Annotated in this window: 16 protein-coding genes and 1 pseudogene; 12 read left to right on the top strand and 5 right to left on the bottom strand. The window is 72.6% G+C overall.

Annotated features, from left to right (window positions below):
• Nucleotides 1-208 precede the first annotated feature (208 nt).
• From trpB to lgt, 4 genes are all read left to right on the top strand, one after another.
• Complete coding sequence (gene trpB, locus ACWC9R_RS35025; RefSeq protein ID WP_450737703.1) at nt 209-1,495, top strand: tryptophan synthase subunit beta; 1,287 nt, start codon at nt 209-211, stop codon at nt 1,493-1,495.
• Nucleotides 1,492-2,310 carry a tryptophan synthase subunit alpha gene (gene trpA / locus ACWC9R_RS35020; protein ID WP_450737702.1) on the top strand — a complete coding sequence of 273 codons (819 nt, stop codon included), beginning with the start codon at nt 1,492-1,494 and terminating at the stop codon, nt 2,308-2,310. Before trpB ends, trpA begins: the two co-directional genes overlap by 4 nt.
• A gap of 115 nt (nt 2,311-2,425) precedes the next feature.
• Entirely contained in the window at nt 2,426-3,361 is a 936-nt protein-coding gene (locus tag ACWC9R_RS35015) for a DsbA family protein (protein WP_450737700.1), read from the top strand.
• Nucleotides 3,362-3,493: 132 nt separating this feature from the next.
• A complete protein-coding gene (lgt, locus tag ACWC9R_RS35010; protein ID WP_450737698.1) occupies nt 3,494-4,552 on the top strand; it encodes a prolipoprotein diacylglyceryl transferase in 1,059 nt (352 codons plus the stop codon).
• 103 nt (nt 4,553-4,655) lie between these two features.
• Here the strand turns inward: lgt and ACWC9R_RS35005 are convergent, their stop codons facing one another.
• Entirely contained in the window at nt 4,656-5,960 is a 1,305-nt protein-coding gene (locus tag ACWC9R_RS35005; protein ID WP_450737696.1) for an ADP-ribosylglycohydrolase family protein, read from the bottom strand.
• A 499-nt stretch (nt 5,961-6,459) separates the two neighbouring features.
• Here ACWC9R_RS35005 and ACWC9R_RS35000 point away from each other — a divergent pair, with 499 nt between their 5' ends.
• The 3 genes from ACWC9R_RS35000 (at nt 6,460) to ACWC9R_RS34990 (ending at nt 13,579) form a co-directional block, all read left to right on the top strand.
• Nucleotides 6,460-7,191, top strand: coding sequence for a VIT1/CCC1 transporter family protein (locus ACWC9R_RS35000; RefSeq protein ID WP_450737706.1), 732 nt, complete (start codon nt 6,460-6,462; stop codon nt 7,189-7,191).
• A 321-nt stretch (nt 7,192-7,512) separates the two neighbouring features.
• Nucleotides 7,513-12,126, top strand: a complete 4,614-nt coding sequence (gene gltB, locus ACWC9R_RS34995) for a glutamate synthase large subunit (protein ID WP_450737694.1) — start codon at nt 7,513-7,515, stop codon at nt 12,124-12,126.
• Nucleotides 12,119-13,579, top strand: coding sequence for a glutamate synthase subunit beta (locus ACWC9R_RS34990; RefSeq protein ID WP_450737693.1), 1,461 nt, complete (start codon nt 12,119-12,121; stop codon nt 13,577-13,579). Before gltB ends, ACWC9R_RS34990 begins: the two co-directional genes overlap by 8 nt.
• Before the next feature lie 111 nt (nt 13,580-13,690).
• Here the strand turns inward: ACWC9R_RS34990 and ACWC9R_RS34985 are convergent, their stop codons facing one another.
• Nucleotides 13,691-14,260, bottom strand: coding sequence for a hypothetical protein (locus ACWC9R_RS34985; RefSeq protein ID WP_450737692.1), 570 nt, complete (start codon nt 14,258-14,260; stop codon nt 13,691-13,693).
• A 67-nt stretch (nt 14,261-14,327) separates the two neighbouring features.
• Between ACWC9R_RS34985 and ACWC9R_RS34980 the strand changes: the two genes are divergently transcribed.
• The gene (locus tag ACWC9R_RS34980; RefSeq protein WP_450737690.1) at nt 14,328-15,089 is read left to right on the top strand and encodes an ArsR/SmtB family transcription factor; all 762 of its coding nucleotides are present in this window, start codon (nt 14,328-14,330) and stop codon (nt 15,087-15,089) included.
• Between the two features lie 19 nt (nt 15,090-15,108).
• On the opposite strand, the gene ACWC9R_RS34975 is transcribed toward ACWC9R_RS34980, so the two are convergent.
• Entirely contained in the window at nt 15,109-15,678 is a 570-nt protein-coding gene (locus tag ACWC9R_RS34975; protein ID WP_450737689.1) for a MarR family winged helix-turn-helix transcriptional regulator, read from the bottom strand.
• Between the two features lie 68 nt (nt 15,679-15,746).
• Between ACWC9R_RS34975 and ACWC9R_RS34970 the strand changes: the two genes are divergently transcribed.
• A complete protein-coding gene (locus ACWC9R_RS34970; protein WP_450737687.1) occupies nt 15,747-16,469 on the top strand; it encodes an SDR family NAD(P)-dependent oxidoreductase in 723 nt (240 codons plus the stop codon).
• Between the two features lie 37 nt (nt 16,470-16,506).
• Here ACWC9R_RS34970 and ACWC9R_RS34965 read toward each other — a convergent pair whose 3' ends face one another.
• Together ACWC9R_RS34965 and ACWC9R_RS34960 are read right to left on the bottom strand one after the other, a co-directional pair.
• On the bottom strand, nt 16,507-16,977 hold the full coding sequence (locus ACWC9R_RS34965; RefSeq protein ID WP_450737686.1) for a PPOX class F420-dependent oxidoreductase: 471 nt from the start codon (nt 16,975-16,977) through the stop codon (nt 16,507-16,509).
• Nucleotides 16,978-17,053: 76 nt separating this feature from the next.
• Nucleotides 17,054-17,542: a hypothetical protein gene (locus ACWC9R_RS34960; protein ID WP_450737684.1), complete on the bottom strand. Its 489-nt coding sequence runs from the start codon at nt 17,540-17,542 to the stop codon at nt 17,054-17,056.
• A gap of 3 nt (nt 17,543-17,545) precedes the next feature.
• Between ACWC9R_RS34960 and ACWC9R_RS34955 the strand changes: the two are divergent.
• From ACWC9R_RS34955 to ACWC9R_RS34945, 3 genes and pseudogenes are all read left to right on the top strand, one after another.
• Nucleotides 17,546-18,121 (top strand): annotated as a pseudogene (locus ACWC9R_RS34955) (MBL fold metallo-hydrolase); the annotation flags it as partial.
• Nucleotides 18,122-18,144: 23 nt separating this feature from the next.
• The gene (locus ACWC9R_RS34950; protein WP_450737705.1) at nt 18,145-18,438 is read left to right on the top strand and encodes an MBL fold metallo-hydrolase; all 294 of its coding nucleotides are present in this window, start codon (nt 18,145-18,147) and stop codon (nt 18,436-18,438) included.
• Nucleotides 18,439-18,623: 185 nt separating this feature from the next.
• Nucleotides 18,624-19,319 carry an alpha/beta fold hydrolase gene (locus ACWC9R_RS34945; RefSeq protein ID WP_450737682.1) on the top strand — a complete coding sequence of 232 codons (696 nt, stop codon included), beginning with the start codon at nt 18,624-18,626 and terminating at the stop codon, nt 19,317-19,319.
• The last annotated feature ends 113 nt before the right edge of the window (nt 19,320-19,432 follow it).

Raw genomic sequence — 19,432 nt, 5'->3', positions numbered from 1 at the left:
CCCCGCCCCCTCCCCCGAAGGGGGAGAGGGGGGAGGGGGCGGGGGAGCGCCGAGGCCGGGCCCCACGGCACCGGCCGGCCTCCGCGGGCGCCCCTGCCACTCCGCAGTGGCGGCGGCCCGCCCGCTCCGCGCGCGCCGCACACCGTCCTGCCCATCCCGCCATTAACCGGACTTCCGGGGCATACGGCCCCGGCGAGGAGTGCGACTGATGTCCTCCGATTTCTTCCTTCCCGATCCCGAGGGACGGGTGCCGAACACCGAAGGCTATTTCGGTGCGTTCGGCGGCAAGTTCATCCCCGAGGCGCTGGTCGCCGCGGTCGACGAGGTCGCCGCGGAGTACGAGAAGGCCAAGGGCGACTGCGCGTTCGCGGCCGAACTCGACGACCTGCTGGTCCACTACACCGGGCGCCCCAGCGCGCTGACCGAGGTGCCGCGGTTCGCCGAACACGCCGGTGGTGCCCGGGTGTTCCTCAAGCGCGAGGACCTGAACCACACCGGCTCCCACAAGATCAACAATGTGCTGGGCCAGGCGCTGCTCACCAAGCGGATGGGCAAGACCCGGGTCATCGCCGAGACCGGCGCGGGCCAGCACGGCGTCGCCACCGCCACCGCCTGCGCCCTGTTCGGCCTCGACTGCACCATCTACATGGGTGAGATCGACACCCAGCGGCAGGCCCTCAACGTCGCCCGGATGCGGATGCTCGGCGCCGAGGTCATCGCCGTGAAGTCCGGCAGCCGCACCCTCAAGGACGCCATCAACGAGGCCTTCCGCGACTGGGTCGCCAACGTCGACCGCACCCACTACCTGTTCGGGACCGTCGCAGGACCGCACCCCTTCCCCGCGATGGTGCGCGACTTCCACCGCGTCATCGGCGTCGAGGCACGCCGCCAGATCCTGGAGCGGACCGGCCGGCTGCCGGACGCCGCGGTCGCCTGCGTCGGCGGCGGCTCCAACGCCATCGGCCTGTTCCACGCCTTCATCCCGGACACCGGCGTACGGCTGATCGGCTGCGAGCCCGCGGGCCACGGCATCGAGACCGGCGAGCACGCGGCCACGCTCAGCGCGGGTGAGCCGGGCATCCTGCACGGGTCGCGGAGCTACGTCCTCCAGGACGAGGAGGGCCAGATCACCGAGCCGTACTCCATCTCCGCCGGTCTCGACTACCCGGGCATCGGTCCCGAGCACGCCTACCTCAAGGACAGCGGCCGCGGCGAGTACCGCGCCGTCACCGACGACGCCGCGATGCAGGCGCTGCGCCTGCTCTCGCGGACCGAGGGCATCATCCCGGCCATCGAGAGCGCCCACGCCCTCGCCGGCGCCCTGGAACTCGGCAGGGAGCTGGGCACCGACGGCCTGATCGTCGTCAACCTGTCCGGGCGCGGCGACAAGGACATGGACACCGCCGCCCGCTACTTCGGCCTGTACGACACCGACGCCGCCGTCGAGGCGGACACCGACGCCGCCGGCGCGGAGATCGAGGGAGACGCCAAGTGAGCGGCAACATCCAGCTGTTGAGCGACACCCTCGCCGCGGCGAAGGCCGAGGGCCGGTCCGCGCTCGTCGCCTACCTGCCGGCCGGGTTCCCGACCGTCGACGGCGGCATCGAGGCGGCCAAGGCGGTCTTCGACGGCGGCGCGGACGTCGTGGAGATCGGGCTGCCGCACAGCGACCCGGTCCTCGACGGCCCCGTCATCCAGACCGCCGACGACATCGCCCTGCGGGGCGGGGTCAAGATCGCCGACGTCCTGCGGACCGTGCGCGAGGCCCACGCGGCCACCGGCAAGCCCGTCCTCGTCATGACCTACTGGAACCCGATCGACCGCTACGGCATCGCGCGCTTCACCGCCGAGCTGGCCGAGGCGGGCGGCGCGGGCTGCATCCTGCCCGACCTGCCCGTCCAGGAGTCCGCGACCTGGCGGGAGCACGCCGACAAGCACGGTCTCGCCACCGTCTTCGTCGTCGCCCCCAGCAGCAAGGACGCCCGGCTCGCCGAGATCACGGCGGCCGGCTCCGGCTTCGTGTACGCCGCCTCGCTGATGGGCGTCACGGGCACCCGTGAGTCGGTGGGCGAGCAGGCGCAGGACCTCGTGGGGCGCACCAAGGCGACCACCGAGCTGCCGGTCTGCGTCGGCCTCGGGGTCTCCAACGCCGAACAGGCCGCCGAGGTGGCCCGGTTCGCGGACGGGGTGATCGTCGGCTCGGCGTTCGTCAAGCTGCTGCTGTCGGCGGACGGCGACCTGGCGGCCGGTCTCGCCGGGGTCCGCGCCCTGGCAGGCGAGCTGGCCGAGGGCGTCCGCAAGCGCTCCTAGGGGGCGCAGCGCGCGGCCGGGCGGGAGAGACGGAAGTCCGGTCGCTGTCCCTCGATAGGGCGAACATCGGTGCGGAGGGGTGCGGCGGCACCCCTCCGCCTCGTTGTGCGGGGGCGTGAGCCAGAAGAATCAAGAGGGTAAGAAATCCGCCCGCGAGCGACTCCAGGAAGAGCGGGCGAGGGAGAGGGCGCGCGCCCGGCGCGGCCGTCAGGCGATCGTCGCGGGCGCCGTGGTGGCGGTGCTGGCGGTGGCCGGCGGCATCGCCGTCTGGGCGTCGTCGTCCTCCGAGGAACCCGCCGCCAACGACAACGAGGTCGCCGTCCCCAAGAAGGCCAGCGACGGTGCCAAGCCCGCCGTCCCGGTCGGCGCGGCCGACGCGCCCTCCACACTCACGGTGTGGGAGGACTTCCGCTGCCCGGCCTGCCAGCAGTTCGAGACCGGCTTCCGCCCGGTCATCCATGAGCTGGAGGACGCCGGCCGGCTCCGGAGCGAGTACCACCTCGTGACCATCATCGACGGCAACGCCGGCGGCCAGGGCTCCCGCAACGCCGCCAACGCCGCCCTGTGCGCGCAGGACGCCGGGAAGTTCCGCGCCTACCACGACGTCCTCTACTCCCACCAGCCGCCCGAGCCGCAGGACAAGTTCGCGAACAAGCAGTACCTCCTCCAACTCGCGGGCAAGGTCAAGGGGTTGGTGACCCCCGCCTTCACCAAGTGCGTCAACGACGGCACCTACAACCGCTTCGTGCAGAAGTCCAGCGACGCCTTCGCCGGCTCCGGATTCCGCGGCACCCCCACCGTCCTGCTCAACGGCAAGGACCTCTCCAAGGAGAAGGGCGGCCGGCTGACCCCCGCGGACCTCAAGAAGATGGTGCTGGACGCCAACAAGGCCGGGCAGCCCGGGAAGAAGAGCACGGCACCGCACACGGGCCCGTCGTCCCAGGGCCGGCACCACAACGGCAGGAGCGCCACACCCCAGGCCGAGCCGACGGGCCGGAACGCCGCACCCCCGGCGGGCCTGACCGGCCCGGGAGCCGGGCCCTCGTCCTAGAGGGGCGGGGTCCATGGGCGCCGCGGCCGCGCCGGACACACAGCGTCACGGCGCGGGGACGGGGTCGTTACGCAGCCGTAGCCGGGCCGGGTTGCCGCCGACCCCGCCCGGCGCGGTAGCGTCGTCCCTGCCATGGACCTCGCATTCATTCCCAGCCCGTCGGTCGGTGTCGTACATCTCGGCCCGATCCCGCTGCGCGGCTACGCGTTCTGCATCATCATCGGCGTCTTCGTCGGTGTCTGGCTCGGCAACAAGCGCTGGGTGCAGCGCGGTGGCCGCTCCGGAACCGTCGCCGACATCGCCGTATGGGCCGTGCCCTTCGGGCTGGTCGGCGGCCGTCTCTACCACGTCATCACGACGTACGAGCCGTACTTCGGGCCGAACGGCCACCCGCTCGACGCCTTCAAGGTGTGGGAGGGCGGCCTCGGTATCTGGGGCGCGGTGGCCCTCGGCGCGGTCGGCGCCTGGATCGGCTGCCGCCGGCGCGGTATCCCGCTCCCCGCGTACGCCGACGCGCTGGCGCCCGGCCTGGCCCTCGGGCAGGCGATCGGCCGTTGGGGCAACTGGTTCAACCAGGAGCTGTACGGCAAGCCGACCGATGTGCCGTGGGCGCTGGAGATCAGCTCCGACCCGTCCATCGGCCGCATCGGCGGCACCTACCACCCGACCTTCCTCTACGAGTGCCTCTGGTGCATCGGCGTCGCGGCGCTGGTGATCTGGGCCGACAAGCGCTTCAAGCTCGGCCACGGGCGGGCCTTCGCGCTGTACGTCGCCGCCTACTGCGCGGGCCGCGCCTGGATCGAGTACATGCGGGTCGACGAGGCGCACCACATCCTGGGCCTGCGGCTGAACGTCTGGACCGCGCTGATCATCCTGGTGCTCGCGGTCGTCTACTTCGTGATCTCCGCCAAGAAGGCACCCGGCCGGGAAGCGGTCGTCGAACCGGGCGCACAGCCCGTGGAGGGCGAGGACGGCGCGGACGACGGTGCCGCGAAGGACGAGGCCCCGGCGGAGAAGCCCGAGGCGAAGGCCACGGCTGACGACGGCACGGCGGAGTCCGGCGCCGACGGTGCCGCGGAGACCGCGGCGGACGAGCCCGGCGAGCAGAAGGCCGAGGCCGACGCCGACGCCGAGGGCGCACCGGACGCGGACGCCAAGCCCGCCGGCAGCGGAAGCACCAAGAAGCTCTGAGGCGGCCACCGGCCGCCGTATGCGCCGGGCGGACCCGAGATACCGGGTCCGCCCGGCGCTGTGCTGTCTGGCCCCGGCGGCCGGGCGGCCACCGCCGTGGGCGTCACCGTTCGCCCGTCTCCGTCATCGCGGGGATGGCCGAGATCGCGGTGAAGGCCTGCTCATGGGTGCGGGCGCGGGCCCGGTCGCGGGTGAAGATCTCGCGGGCGACGGTGGCCAGCGCGGCCCCGGGCGCCTGCAGATCGAGGCGGCTGGCGCGGGCGACCTCCGCGCTCCACTCGGCCGGCACCGCCGCCGCGCCGCGCAGGGCGCCGACCAGCGCGCCGCTCATCGCGGCGATCGCGTCGCAGTCGCGGCCGTAGTTGACCGAGCCGAGGACCGTGGTCCGGTAGTCGCCGCCGCCGATCAGCAGCATGCCCAGGGCGATGGGGAGTTCCTCGACGGCGTGCAGCCGGGAGGGCCGCCGGGCGCCCAGCGACGGGTTGCGGTAGTCCGGGCCCACGGTGTCGAAGGGGGCGACGGCCGCACGCAGCGGGAGCAGCGCCTCCTCGGGGCCGGACACCGCGGACGCCGCCTCGCAGACCGCCTCGATCGCGGCCCGGGTGCCGTCCTTGGCCAGCCGCAGCGCCTGCACGACGACCGAGGACGGGGTGGCGTCCGGGACGAACGCGGCGGCCACCGCGGCGGCGAACACCCCCGCCGCCTCCCGCCCGTACGAGGACTGGTGGGCCCCGGCGATGTCCAGCGCCTCCGCGTAGGCCCGGTCCGGGTTGCCGGCGTTGACGATGCCGACCGGCGCCATGTACATCGCCGCACCACCGTTGACGATGTTGCCGACGCCCGCCTCGCGCGGGTCGGCGTGCCCGTAGTGCAGCCGCGCCACGATCCACTTCTCGGCCAGGAAGATCCGCTGCACCGGCAGCGCCTCGGCCTCCAGCTCCGGAATCCAGCGCGGGGTGCCGATCAGATCCGGCACCAGGTGGTCGGCGATGTCATAGGCGTCGAGGTGATCGCGCACCGCCTCGTAGACCCGCACCAGCGCATGGGTCATCAGGGTGTCGTCGGTGACGTGGCCGTCGCCCTTGTGGTACGGCGCGAGCGGGCGGGCGGTGCGCCAGTCGTCGTGGAACGGGCCGACGACGCCCTCGACGCGGCCGCCGTGCCGCCGCACGATCTCCTCCGGCGTCCGGCCCTCCACCGCCCCGCCGAGCGCGTCGCCGACCGCGGCACCCACCAGGGCGCCGACCGCCCGGTCCTCCAGGGACGGCGGGACCGGCGCGGGGGACGGCACCGGAGGCGCGGACGACGGCTTCGCGACCGCGGTGACGGGGGTGACCGGCAGTATCCGGGTGGCCTGCGCCTCGGGGGCGTGCGCCGTGGCCGGGGTCTGCTCGCTTGCGTAGGTCATGGGCGGGTGAGTCCTTCCACGGTGGGGGAGGGGGCACCGACGGCGGGCGCGGGCAGCGCGCCGCGGGTCCGGTCGCGGAGGGCGCCGCCCGCCCCGGACCCGGCCGGAACCGCGGACGGCGGGTGCGCTGCGCTCATGTGCGTGCCGTTCTGTCGTACGGGCCGGACCGCCGCCGGGGACGCGGGGGCACCGCCCGGCGGCGGACCGCTGCGCTGTATCCGTGCCACGCGACGGCCCGGCTCTCCTGTCCCGGGCGGCAGGGTCACCCGGTCGACTCGCCCGGACGGCCCCGGAGCGCCGCGTCCGAGCGGCCCCGCGCGCCCGTGTGACCCGGATCTCATCCCCGGCCGCGCGGAAAAGCCGCAGGTCAGCGCGGTAAGTTCGGCCTTCCTTGCTAGCGGCGGAGGGTAATTCCCGCATAGCGTCGAAGCGTTGGAGGGGGAAGCGCCGCCATCGGCCCACACCTCGCTCGCAGGGAGTAGGTACCGATATGTCCGTCATGGAGATCATGGATGCCGCGGCGCCGACGCATGTGGCCCACCGTGACAACCACACCCACCGCGATGTGAACGGCGGCTGGCTGCGCCCCGCCGTCTTCGGCGCGATGGACGGGCTGGTCTCGAACGTCGCCCTGATGACGGGCGCCGCCGGCGGTGCGCTCTCGCAGCAGGCGATCGTCATCACCGGCCTCGCGGGTCTGGCGGCCGGCGCCTTCTCGATGGCGGCGGGGGAGTACACCTCGGTCGCCTCGCAGCGTGAGCTGGTGGAGGCCGAGCTGGACATCGAGCGCGCCGAGCTGCGCAAGCACCCGAAGGACGAGCTGGAGGAGCTGGCGGCGCTCTACGAGTCCCGCGGGGTCGAGCCGGGGCTCGCCCGGCAGGTCGCCGAGCAGCTCTCCAGGGACCCGGAGCAGGCCCTGGAGATCCACGCGCGCGAGGAGCTGGGCATCGACCCGTCCGACCTTCCGTCGCCCGCTGTCGCCGCGGTCTCCTCCTTCGGCTCGTTCGCGCTGGGTGCGCTGCTGCCGGTGCTGCCGTACCTGCTGGGGGCCTCCGCGATCTGGCCCGCGGTGCTGCTCGCCCTGGCCGGACTGTTCGTCTGCGGGGCGGTCGTGGCGCGGGTGACGGCGCGCTCCTGGTGGTTCAGCGGGCTGCGGCAGCTCGCCCTCGGCGGCGCCGCGGCGGGTGTGACGTACGTCCTGGGAGCACTGTTCGGAACCGTCGTAGGCTGACGTGTCATACGGGTGACTGCATAATTACAGCGTTACCCAGCGGTTTCGGTTTGTTGACGGCCGGGCATAAGGCTCAGGCGTCGCGGGCAATGTCGCTCGCCGAACGCCGCCTTGCTGGACGGCCCCGTATCCGTCCGCGTACTGACTTCACCGCAGGTGCGGTGTCCGCATGTTGGAAGCCCCTTTTCGCTTTTTGAGAAGGGAGTCATCCTGTAACCTGCACGAAATTTCGCGGAGGGCCAACGTCGTCCCTCGGCAATTCCCCCGGGCCTCGAAGGCCCGGGAGGTACCCCGATTGCCACTACGACGTTGGGAGAGCCGATGCGTTTCGCGTCCACGCACTCCGCGACCACCAGCAGCAGCGACGCCGCCGCCTGGTCGCCCATGGACGGCCGCCCCGCCCAGCAGGGGATGTACGACCCCCGCAATGAGCACGACGCCTGTGGCGTCGGCTTCGTGGCCACCCTCACCGGCGAGGCCAGCCACGCACTGGTCGAGCAGGCGCTCACCGTCCTGACGAATCTGGAGCACCGCGGTGCCACCGGCTCCGAGCCCGACTCGGGCGACGGCGCCGGCATCCTGCTCCAGGTGCCGGACGCGTTCCTTCGCGAGAACGTCACCTTCGAGCTCCCCGACGCCGGCGCCTACGCCGTCGGCATCGCCTTCCTCCCGTCCGAGGCCCAGGAAGCGGCCGAGGCCGTCTCGCGCATCGAGACGATCGCCGCCGAGGAGGGCCTGGACGTCATCGGCTGGCGCGTCGTCCCGGTCGCCCCGCAGCTGCTGGGCAACGGCGCGCGCGCCACCATGCCGGCCTTCTCCCAGCTCTTCGTCGGCGACGGCAAGAACACCGGTCTGGCGCTGGACCGCAAGGCCTTCGCGCTGCGCAAGCGCGCCGAGCGGGAGGCCGGGGTCTACTTCCCCTCGCTGTCCGCCCGGACGATCGTCTACAAGGGCATGCTGACCACCGGCCAGCTGGAGCCCTTCTTCCCGGACCTCTCCGACCGCCGCTTCGCCACCGCCGTCGCGCTGGTCCACTCGCGGTTCTCCACCAACACCTTCCCGAGCTGGCCGCTGGCCCACCCGTACCGCTTCGTCGCGCACAACGGCGAGATCAACACGGTCAAGGGCAACCGCAACTGGATGCGGGCGCGGGAGTCGCAGCTGGCCACCAAGCTCTTCGGCAAGGAGAACGCCGAGAACCTGGAGCGGCTGTTCCCGGTCTGCACCCCGGACGCCTCCGACTCCGCGTCCTTCGACGAGGTCCTGGAGCTGCTCCACCTCGGCGGCCGCTCGCTGCCGCACTCCGTGCTGATGATGGTCCCCGAGGCGTGGGAGAACTCCCCCTCGATGGACCCGGCCCGGCGCGCCTTCTACCAGTTCCACTCCACGATGATGGAGCCCTGGGACGGCCCGGCCTGTGTCACCTTCACCGACGGCGTCCAGGTCGGCGCGGTCCTGGACCGCAACGGTCTGCGCCCCGGCCGCTACTGGGTCACCGACGACGGCCTGGTCGTGCTCTCCTCCGAGGTCGGCGTCCTGGACATCGACCCCGCCAAGGTCGTCCGCAAGGGCCGCCTGCAGCCCGGCCGGATGTTCCTGGTGGACACCGCCGAGGGCCGCATCATCGAGGACGACGAGATCAAGGCGCAGCTCGCCGCCGAGCAGCCCTACCAGGAGTGGCTGGACTCCGGTCTGATCGAGCTAGCGGACCTGCCCGAGCGGGAGCACATCGTGCACACCCACGCCTCGGTCACCCGCCGCCAGCAGACCTTCGGCTACACCGAGGAGGAGCTGCGGGTCATCCTCGCCCCGATGGCCAAGGCCGGCGCCGAGCCGATCGGCTCGATGGGCACCGACTCGCCGATCGCCGCGCTCTCCGAGCGCCCCCGGCTGCTCTTCGACTACTTCACCCAGCTCTTCGCGCAGGTCACCAACCCGCCGCTGGACGCCATCCGCGAGGAGCTGGTCACCTCGCTGATCTCCTCGCTCGGCCCCCAGGGCAACCTCCTGGAGCCCACCGCGGCCTCCTGCCGCAGCGTGACCCTGCCGTTCCCGGTCATCGACAACGACGAGCTGGCCAAGCTCGTCCACATCAACGCCGACGGCGACATGCCCGGCATGAAGGCCGTGACCCTCTCCGGCCTCTACCGGGTCTCCGGCGGCGGCGAGTCGCTGGCCGCCCGGATCGAGGAGATCTGCGCCGAGGCCGACGCCGCCATCGACGACGGCGCCCGGCTGATCGTGCTCTCCGACCGCCACTCCGACGCCGAGCACGCGCCGATCCCGTCGCTGCTGCTCACCGCCGCGGTCCACCACCACCTCATCGGCACCAAGGAGCGCACCCAGGTCGGTCTGCTCGTCGAGGCCGGCGATGTGCGCGAGGTGCACCATGTCGCGCTGCTCATCGGCTTCGGTGCCGCGGCCGTCAACCCGTACCTGGCCATGGAGTCGGTCGAGGACCTGGTCCGGGCCGGCACCTTCCTGCCCGGTGTCGAGGCCGAGGACGCCATCAAGAACCTCATCAAGGCGCTCGGCAAGGGCGTCCTGAAGGTCATGTCCAAGATGGGCATCTCGACCGTCGCCTCCTACCGCGGCGCGCAGGTCTTCGAGGCCGTCGGCCTGGACGAGGCGTTCGTCGAGAAGTACTTCCACGGCACCGCCACCAAGATCGGCGGCGCCGGCCTGGACATCATCGCCAAGGAGGTCGCAGCCCGGCACGCCAAGGCCTACCCGGCCTCCGGCATCGCCGCCACGCACCGTGCGCTGGACATCGGCGGCGAGTACCAGTGGCGCCGCGAGGGCGAGCCGCACCTCTTCGACCCGGACACCGTCTTCCGGCTCCAGCACTCCACCCGCTCGCGCCGCTACGACATCTTCAAGCAGTACACGGACCGGGTGAACGAGCAGTCCGAGCGGCTGATGACGCTGCGCGGCCTGTTCTCCTTCGCCGCCGACCGCCCCTCGATCCCGATCGAGGAGGTCGAGCCGGCGTCCGAGATCGTCAAGCGCTTCTCCACCGGCGCCATGTCGTACGGCTCCATCTCCCAGGAGGCGCACGAGACCCTCGCCATCGCCATGAACCAGCTGGGCGGCAAGTCCAACACCGGTGAGGGCGGCGAGGACCCCGAGCGGCTCTACGACCCGGCGCGCCGCTCCTCCATCAAGCAGGTCGCCTCCGGCCGCTTCGGTGTGACGAGCGAGTACCTGGTCAACTCCGACGACATCCAGATCAAGATGGCCCAGGGCGCCAAGCCCGGCGAGGGCGGCCAGCTGCCCGGCCACAAGGTCTACCCGTGGGTCGCCAAGACCCGGCACTCCACCCCGGGCGTCGGCCTGATCTCCCCGCCGCCGCACCACGACATCTACTCCATCGAGGACCTGGCTCAGCTGATCCACGACCTCAAGAACGCCAACCCGCAGGCCCGCATCCACGTGAAGCTGGTCTCCGAGGTCGGCGTCGGCACGGTCGCCGCGGGTGTCTCCAAGGCGCACGCGGACGTGGTCCTGATCTCCGGCCACGACGGCGGTACGGGTGCCTCCCCGCTCACCTCGCTCAAGCACGCGGGCGGCCCCTGGGAGCTGGGCCTGGCCGAGACCCAGCAGACGCTGCTGCTCAACGGCCTGCGCGACCGCATCGTGGTGCAGACCGACGGCCAGCTCAAGACCGGCCGCGACGTCGTCATCGCCGCCCTGCTGGGCGCCGAGGAGTACGGCTTCGCGACCGCCCCGCTGGTCGTCTCCGGCTGCGTCATGATGCGCGTCTGCCACCTGGACACCTGCCCGGTCGGTATCGCCACCCAGAACCCGGCGCTGCGCGAGCGGTTCAACGGCAAGGCCGAGTACGTCGTCAACTTCTTCCAGTTCATCGCCGAGGAGGTCCGTGAGATCCTCGCCGAGCTGGGCTTCCGCAGCCTCGACGAGGCCATCGGCCACGCCGAGCTGCTGAACACCGCCCGCGCGGTGGACCACTGGAAGGCGCAGGGCCTGGACCTGGCCCCGCTGCTGCACGTCCCCGAGCTGCCCGAGGGTGCCGTCCGCCACCAGGTCATCGAGCAGGACCACGGCCTGGAGAAGGCGCTCGACAACGAGCTGATCAAGCTCTCCGCCGACGCGCTGTCCGCGGACACCGCCGAGGCCGCCCAGCCGGTGCGGGCCCAGGTCGCGATCCGGAACATCAACCGGACCGTCGGCACCATGCTCGGCCACGAGGTCACCAAGAAGTTCGGCGGCGCGGGCCTGCCCGACGACACCGTCGACATCACCTTCACCGGCTCGGCCGGCCAGTCCTTCGGCGCGTTCCTGCCGCGCGGCATCACGCTGCGCCTGGAGGGCGACGCCAACGACTACGTCGGCAAGGGCCTGTCCGGCGGCCGGGTCGTCGTCCGCCCGGACCGCGGCGCCGACCACCTCGCCGAGTACTCCACCATCGCCGGCAACACCCTCGCCTACGGCGCAACCGGCGGCGAGCTGTACCTCCGCGGCCGGGTCGGCGAGCGCTTCTGCGTCCGCAACTCCGGTGCCACGGTGGTCTCCGAGGGCGTCGGCGACCACGGCTGCGAGTACATGACCGGCGGCAACGCGGTCGTGCTGGGCGAGACGGGCCGCAACTTCGCGGCCGGTATGTCCGGCGGCTTCGCCTACGTCATCGACCTCGACCCGGCCAACGTCAACAAGGAGCTCGTCGACGCGGTCAACCCGCTGAACGACGACGACAAGCAGTGGCTGCACGACGTCGTGCAGCGCCACCAGGAGGAGACCGGCTCGACCGTGGCCGAGAAGCTCCTCGCCGACTGGGATGCCGCGGCCGCGCGCTTTTCCAAGGTCATCCCGCCCACCTACCAGGCAGTGCTCGTCGCCAAGGACGCCGCTGAGCAGGCCGGACTCTCCGAGTCCGAGACCCACGAGAAGATGATGGAGGCGGCGACCAATGGCTGACCCCAAGGGCTTCCTGAACCACGAGCGCGAGATCGCCAAGACCCGCCCCGTCGAGGAGCGCGTCAAGGACTGGAACGAGGTCTACCAGCCCGGCTCCCTGCTGCCGATCATCAGCAAGCAGGCGTCGCGCTGCATGGACTGCGGTATCCCGTTCTGCCACAACGGCTGCCCGCTCGGAAACCTCATCCCCGAGTGGAACGACTACGCCTACCGCGAGGACTGGACCGAGGCCAGCGAGCGGCTGCACGCGACCAACAACTTCCCGGAGTTCACCGGTCGCCTCTGCCCCGCGCCCTGTGAGGCCGCCTGTGTGCTGGGCATCAACCAGCCGCCGGTGACCATCAAGAACGTCGAGGTCTCCATCATCGACAAGGCGTGGGACAACGGGGACGTCACCCCGCAGCCGCCCGAGCGCCTGTCCGGCAAGACCGTCGCCGTCATCGGCTCGGGCCCGGCGGGCCTGGCCGCCGCCCAGCAGCTGACCCGGGCCGGCCATACCGTCGCCGTCTACGAGCGCGCGGACCGTATCGGCGGCCTCCTCCGCTACGGCATCCCCGAGTTCAAGATGGAGAAGCGCCACATCAACCGCCGCATCGAGCAGATGCGCGCGGAGGGCACCAAGTTCCGCACCGAGGTGGAGATCGGCCGCGACCTCGACGCCAAGAAGCTGCGCAAGCGCTACGACGCCGTCGTCATCGCCGCCGGTTCCACCACCTCCCGCGATCTGCCGGTGCCCGGCCGTGAGCTGAACGGCATCCACTTCGCGATGGAGTACCTCCCGCTCGCCAACAAGGTGCAGGAGGGGGACCTGACGGTCGCCCCGATCAGCGCCGAGGGCAAGCACGTGGTCGTCATCGGCGGCGGCGACACCGGCGCGGACTGCGTCGGCACCGCCCACCGCCAGGGCGCGGCCTCGGTCACCCAGCTGGAGATCATGGGCAAGCCGGGCGAGGAGCGGAACGCCAACCAGCCCTGGCCGACCTTCCCGATGCTCTACAAGGTCACCTCCGCGCACGAGGAGGGCGGCGAGCGGGTCTACTCCGTCTCCACCACCCACTTCGAGGGCGACGAGGACGGCAACGTCCAGTGGCTGCACCTGACCGAGGTGGAGTTCAAGGACGGCCGCCCGGAGCCGAAGCCCGGCACCGAGCGGAAGATCCCGGCCCAGCTGGTCACCCTCGCCATGGGCTTCACCGGCACCGACCAGGAGAACGGCCTGGTCGAGCAGTTCGGCCTGGAGCTCGACCAGCGCGGCAACGTCGCCCGTGACGGCGACTTCGCCACCAACGTTCCCGGTGTGTTCGTCGCCGGTGACGCCGGGCGCGGCCAGTCCCTGATCGTGTGGGCCATCGCCGAGGGCCGTTCCGCCGCCAAGGGCGTGGACCGCTTCCTGACCGGAGCCAGCGCCCTGCCGGCTCCCATCAAGCCGACGGACCGGGCACTGACCGTGTGACCGGACGTCCCCCGATGTCCCGTACAACGTCGTGCGGAACAACCGCGGCGCCTGCCTCCTCCCCCGACCGGAGGACAGGCGCCGCGGCGTCTTCACCCCCGGGTGCGGCGCCTAGGCACCGCCGCGGGCGGCCGGGAAACGCCGCTCCAACTGCCGTGCCGTCTCCCGAGCGGACGCCGGTACGGGCCGCGGCGGGGGAGTGCCCGGCGGCCGGAAGTCGTGCACCGGCGGATGCCAGGCCCCCAGGTCGGTCCGCCGGCCGCCGGGCGGCAGCACCCACCGCGGATCGGCGTGCACCCGCAGCACCTGCGCCTCGATCTGCGTCCACGCGCCGTCGGTGACCGTCCGCTCGCCGACCCGCCGCGCCTCCAACTGCACCGGACAGTGCACCAGTCGGGGCGGTCGCACCAGCTCGGACGGCTCCGTCCACGGCGCGTCCGCGGACGGCGGGGCACCCGCCCCCTCCTCGGTCCGCGTCCCGTCCGGCGGCAGATTGAAGACCACGTCCGGGCGGACCGCGAGGTTGCGCGCGGTCCGGCCGCGGGTCGGCAGCCAGACGCTGACGACCGGTCCGAGCTCCCACCGGATGCGCAGCTCGACCAGCACGAATGTCCCGTCGTCGTTCTCGGTGGACAGCAGCGCCGGGGCGACCGAACTGCTTTTCTCCAGCGCGCCTTTCATGGTGCCGAGGATAGAAGCCGGTTGATTCGGTGCTCACCGAAATGTTATCAGAGGTTACTCTGTGTACATGAAACGATGGGACGCCGATCAGGAAAGCGTCGCGGAGACCCCCGATCTGGCCGCCCTCGCGGCGCTGCTCGCGGACCGTACCCGTGCCGCGATCTGTATGGCCCTGCTCGACGGCGGCACCTGGACCGCGGGCGAACTGGCCGAGTACGCCGCGGTGGCGCCGTCCACCACCACCGAACACCTCAACCTCCTGGTCGCCGGCGGACTGCTCGCCGAGGAGCGCCAGGGGCGGCGGCGCTACGTACGGCTGGCCGGGCCGGATACCGCCGAGACCCTGGAGAACCTCGCCGGCCTCGCCCCCTACCGCCAGGTCCCGATCCGCTCCCTGGCCGAGGCCAACCAGCGCCGGGCGCTGCACCACGCCCGGACCTGCTACGACCACATCGCCGGTGCCCTGGGGGTCGCCATCGCCGAGTCGATGACCGAACGCGGCCTGCTGGCGCGGGACTACGGGCTGGTGCTGACCGCGGCAGGCGCCGACTGGCTCGCCGGGCTCGGCGTCCCCGACGCCGTGCCGCCGGCCGCCCACCGGGCCCATGTCCGCACCTGCCTCGACTGGACGGTGCGCCGCCAGCATCTCTCCGGTGCGGTCGGTGCCGCGCTCTACCGGCACTCCCTGGAGCGCGGCTGGGTCGTCAAGGCGCTCGCCACCCGCATCCTCACCGTCACCGCGGCGGGCCGGGCGGCCTTCCGGGCGCAGCTCGGGCTCCCCGACGAGGCGCTCTTCCCCTCCCTGGCGCTCCCGGCGCCGCGCGGCTGACCGGCGGGCGTGGTACCCGTCAGGCCTCGCCGACCTGGCTGATCCGGTCGTCGCCGAGCTTGCGCTGGGTGTCCTGGAGCAGAATCCGCAGCAGACCGGCGAGCTGCTCCTGCTGCGCGGGGGTGAGGCCGTCGATCAACTCCGCCTCGCGGTGCAGTACTTGGCCGACGGTGGCCTCGACCCGTTCGTGGCCGGCCGGGGTCAGCTCGACCAGGACCGTCCGCGGGCGGCCCTCGCCGGGCCGGCGGGTCACCAGCCCCTCGCGCTCGGCGCGGGCCACCCGCTGGGAGACGGCGCCCGCGGTGACCATGGAGCGGCGGCCCAGTTCACGGGTGGTCAGTGTGTAGGGCGGGCCGCTGCGGCGGAGCACGCTGAGCAGGTCGAGGGTGGCCGGGTCCATCCCGGCGCGGGCCAGCACCCGCCGCCGGTCGTCGCCCAGCAGCTTCGCCAGCTGCCAGATGGGCGTCACGATCCCGATCGAGGAGACCGGGGTGCCGGGGCGCTCGCGTTCCCAGGCGGCGGCGATCTCCTCCACGGGGTACGGGGCGTGCCGCCCGTGGTGGTCCTGTGCCTCGGGTTCTCTTGCCACGGGCCCTCCCGGCGATGTTATGTTCAGCTCTAAATTTAGACCTGAACGTGATGGACGGAGCTCAGCATATGTCACGCACCATCCTGGTCACCGGCGGCGGAACCGGCATCGGACGCGCCGTCGCCCACCACTTCGCCGACCAGGGCGACAAGGTCCTGGTCACCGGCCGGCGGACCGCACCCCTGGAGGAGACCGCGGCCGGCCGGCCCACCGTCCGCCCGCTGGTCTGCGACCACACCGACCCGGCGTCGCTCACCGGGCTGCTCGCCCGGCTCCCCGAACGGATCGACGTCCTGGTCAACAACGCGGGCGGCAACACCGACCTCGGCCGGGAGGAGGCCACCGATCTGGCCTCCTACGCCCGGGACTTCCGCGCCAACCTGGACGCCAACCTGGTCAGCGCCGTCCTGACCACCAGGGCCCTGGACGGCCGTCTGGCGGCCGGCGGCGCGGTCGTCCACATCGGGTCGATCGCCGCCGACCAGGGCGCCGGCGCCTACGGGGCGGCCAAGGCCGGTCTCGCCTCCTGGAACGCCGAACTGTCCCGGACCCTCGGCCCCCGCGACATCACCGCCAACGTCGTCGCGCCGGGCTACATCGCCGACACCGAGTTCTTCCGCGACCGGCTCACCGACGAGCGCCGCGACCGGCTGGTGGCCGCCGCGGCGGTGGGCCGCGCCGGGTCCCCGGACGACATCGCGGGAACGGTGGCCTTCCTGGCGTCCCCGGCGGCCCGGCACCTCACCGGCCAGGTCCTGAACGTCAACGGCGGTACCCGCACCACCCGTTGACGCCTGGCCCGGCCGGTACGGGGCGCCGCGGTGCGGGCTAGCCGCCCTCGGTGAGCCGGGCCGGGAATCCGCCGGTCGCGACCGGCCCCCAGCGCAGCGGCGTCACCCGGATCAGCGACTTGCCCTGCTTGCGCATCGCCTCCCGGTACTGGTCCCAGTCCGGGTGCTCACCGGCGATGTTGCGGTAGTACTCGACGAGCGGCTCGATGGCGTCCGGGGTGTCGATGACCTCCGCCTCGCCGTCGACCTGCACCCACGGGCCGTTCCACTCGTCGGACAGCACGATGACGCTGACCGAAGCGACCCGGCGGGCGTTGCGGGCCTTGGCGCGCTCCGGATACGTCGCCATCACCAGCCGCCCGGAGTCGTCCACCCCGCAGGTCAGCGGCGAGCCCTGCGGGGTGCCGTCGTTGCGGCGGGTGAGCAGGATCGCGCGGTGACGGGGGCGGACGAACTCCAGCAGCTCGGGCAGTTCGACGTGGGTGGTGGTGGCGGTGGAAGGGCTCATGCCGAGGAGCCTAGGGCGTGGAACGCCCCCGGCGGCGGACCCGCGGAGCGAGCCCACCGCCACGTCGGACCGGCCGTCAGTTCTTGAAGAGTTCCTTGCCGGTGGCCGCGTCCACGACCTTGCGGTCACCCAGCGCGCTCTTGAGCCGCACCTTCACCTTGTCGGTGGCCAGCTGCTCGGTGCACATCCCCTTGGAGCTCTTCCGCTTGCCCCAGCCGGTGACCACCACCAGGTCCTTCGACTCGTGGCTGCGGGCACCGAAGCGGACATCGCAGGCGCTGTGCCCGACGGTGACGGTGATCTCCCGTACGTCCTTCTTCCCGGGGCGCTCCGCGTCGGCCAGCGGCAGTATCGCCTGCTGGCGCCCGGACACCGGGGAGACCTTCGGCCAGTGCCGCACGATCTGGTCCGCCCGCTGCTCGAAGGCGTCCGGCTTCTTCGGCGGCGGCGCGCTGCCCACGGTCTGCTGCTTCTGGCCGCAGCCGGTGAGGACGACGGCGCCGGACACCGCCAGCGTGAGCACGGCGGTGAGCGTACGGGTGCGGGAGAGGTGGGATCCTCGCATGACATGCCTCCTTGGTTCGGCGATGAGACGCACCAAAGGCAAGACAGGTTCCGGCCGCCTTCCGGCCCTCGTGTGTACCGGGGTGCTTCCGCTGCCCGCGCGATCCGCCGACGGCGCAACTCAGGCGGCCGCCGGACCGGTCCGGCTAGCGTCCGGGCCATGGACGCACTCACCGCGATCACCCCCACCGTCTGGCAACTCCCCTTCCCCGTCGGGCACGTGTACCTCGTCGCCCTCCCCGACGACGGCTACGCCGCGGTCGACACCGGCGTCCCCGGCTCGGCCCCCGCCGTCCTCGGCGCACTGGCCCGGCTCGGCGGCCGGCCGGACCAGCTGCGGCAGATCGTGCTCACCCACTCCCACCCCGACCACATGGGCTCCGCCGCCGACCTGGTCGCCGCCACCGGCGCCCGCGTACTGGCCGGCGCCCTGGAGGCCCCCTGCATCCGCGGCACCGCCGTACCCGCACCCGTGCCGGTGTTCACCCCCGCGGAGCAGGCGCTGCACGAAGGGATCATGGCCGATTTCGCGGCCGCCGGACTCCCGCCGCTGCGCCCCGTCGAGGTCGACACCGAACTCCACGACGGGGACAGCCTCGACGGCTGGCCGGAGCCGGTGCGGGTGCTGCACGTCCCCGGCACACCCCCGGCGGGATCGCCCTCCACCTCCCGGAGAGCCGGCTGCTCTTCCCCGGCGACCTCATCGGCACCTCGCCCGACGGCACCCGGGCGGTCCTCGGCCCCTTCAACGTGGCACGCGACGAGGCCATCGCCTCCTTCCGGCGGCTCGCCGCCCTCGACGACCTCGACACGGTGTGCGTCCCGCACGGCGCCCCGCTCCGCACCGGCGCACGGGACATCCTCGCCGCGGCCACCCCCGAGAAGGACTGGCTGTGAGCGCCGGCCCCGCGACGGGCAGGGGCCGGACGGAGGCGGTGCGCCGCCACGGGACGAGGCGCACGCCGCCGCGCGAGGAGCTGTGGCGGCGCACCGGCGCTCTCCGTCGGCACGTGTAACGTCGGGCCGGGTGCGTGACCGGCCCCCGGGAGCCGGCGCGCACGGGGAACCGAGGAGAGGCAGGCATGCAGCTGCACACCCACGAATGGGGCACCGGTGAACGGGTCGCGGTGCTGGTCCACGGCATGATGTCCGATCACCGCACCTGGTACCGGGTCGGTCCGGCGCTCGCCGCCCGGGGCTACCGGGTGCTCGCCGTCGATCTGCGCGGCCACGGCCGCAGCCCGCGTGGCGAGTACGGCGCTGAGCTGTTCGCCGAGGACCTCGTGGAGACCCTGCCCGCCGCGCCCGAGGTCGTCCTCGGGCACTCCCTCGGCGCGCTGGCGCTGTCCCGGGCGGTGGAGCGGTTGCAGCCCCGGCGGGCGGTGTACAGCGATCCGGCGTGGTCGTTCGCCAGGCTCGGACAGCCCGTCGACCCGGCCCTGTTCGTCGCGTTCAAGAGCGCCGACCGGGCGATGGTGCGGACCTTCAACCCACGCTGGAGCGACGCCGACGTCGACCTCGAACTGGCCACCGTCGCGGACTGGGACACCGGCACCGCCCTCGCGCTGTCCGCCGTCCACCTGCACGACCACACGCCCGAGAAGCCGGTCGTGCCGTCCCTGGTGCAGTTCGCGGGGGAGGGGTTCCTCTTCTCCGAGCAGGCGGCCGCCGAGCTGACCGAGCGGGGCTTCGAGGTACGGACGGTGCCCGGCACCGGCCACACCATCCACCGTGACGACTTCGACGGCTTCATGGCGGGCCTGGACGGCTGGGTCTAGGACCTGTCGTCAAACTCCCGCCTGCCCCGCGGCGTCTGGCACGCACGCTCGCTGCGTTGTCGGGTTCGCCCCGATACACCCAGTATCGGGGCGACCCTCCGCCTTGCGATCGC

The organism is Streptomyces sp. NPDC001219 (assembly GCF_053597915.1).
The sequence above is the reverse complement of the archived record's forward strand: the minus strand, read 5'-3'. Positions and strand labels throughout refer to the sequence as shown.

What these genes read in the sequence shown, in the direction of transcription:
- trpB (WP_450737703.1), top strand. Translation starts at nt 209, where the DNA reads ATGTCCTCCGATTTCTTCCTTCCCGATCCCGAGGGACGGGTGCCGAAC.
- lgt (WP_450737698.1), top strand. Translation starts at nt 3,494, where the DNA reads ATGGACCTCGCATTCATTCCCAGCCCGTCGGTCGGTGTCGTACATCTC.
- ACWC9R_RS35005 (WP_450737696.1), bottom strand. Translation starts at nt 5,960, where the DNA reads ATGACCTACGCAAGCGAGCAGACCCCGGCCACGGCGCACGCCCCCGAG.
- ACWC9R_RS35000 (WP_450737706.1), top strand. Translation starts at nt 6,460, where the DNA reads ATGGAGATCATGGATGCCGCGGCGCCGACGCATGTGGCCCACCGTGAC.
- gltB (WP_450737694.1), top strand. Translation starts at nt 7,513, where the DNA reads ATGCGTTTCGCGTCCACGCACTCCGCGACCACCAGCAGCAGCGACGCC.
- ACWC9R_RS34990 (WP_450737693.1), top strand. Translation starts at nt 12,119, where the DNA reads ATGGCTGACCCCAAGGGCTTCCTGAACCACGAGCGCGAGATCGCCAAG.
- ACWC9R_RS34985 (WP_450737692.1), bottom strand. Translation starts at nt 14,260, where the DNA reads ATGAAAGGCGCGCTGGAGAAAAGCAGTTCGGTCGCCCCGGCGCTGCTG.
- ACWC9R_RS34980 (WP_450737690.1), top strand. Translation starts at nt 14,328, where the DNA reads ATGAAACGATGGGACGCCGATCAGGAAAGCGTCGCGGAGACCCCCGAT.
- ACWC9R_RS34970 (WP_450737687.1), top strand. Translation starts at nt 15,747, where the DNA reads ATGTCACGCACCATCCTGGTCACCGGCGGCGGAACCGGCATCGGACGC.
- ACWC9R_RS34965 (WP_450737686.1), bottom strand. Translation starts at nt 16,977, where the DNA reads ATGAGCCCTTCCACCGCCACCACCACCCACGTCGAACTGCCCGAGCTG.
- ACWC9R_RS34960 (WP_450737684.1), bottom strand. Translation starts at nt 17,542, where the DNA reads ATGCGAGGATCCCACCTCTCCCGCACCCGTACGCTCACCGCCGTGCTC.
- ACWC9R_RS34945 (WP_450737682.1), top strand. Translation starts at nt 18,624, where the DNA reads ATGCAGCTGCACACCCACGAATGGGGCACCGGTGAACGGGTCGCGGTG.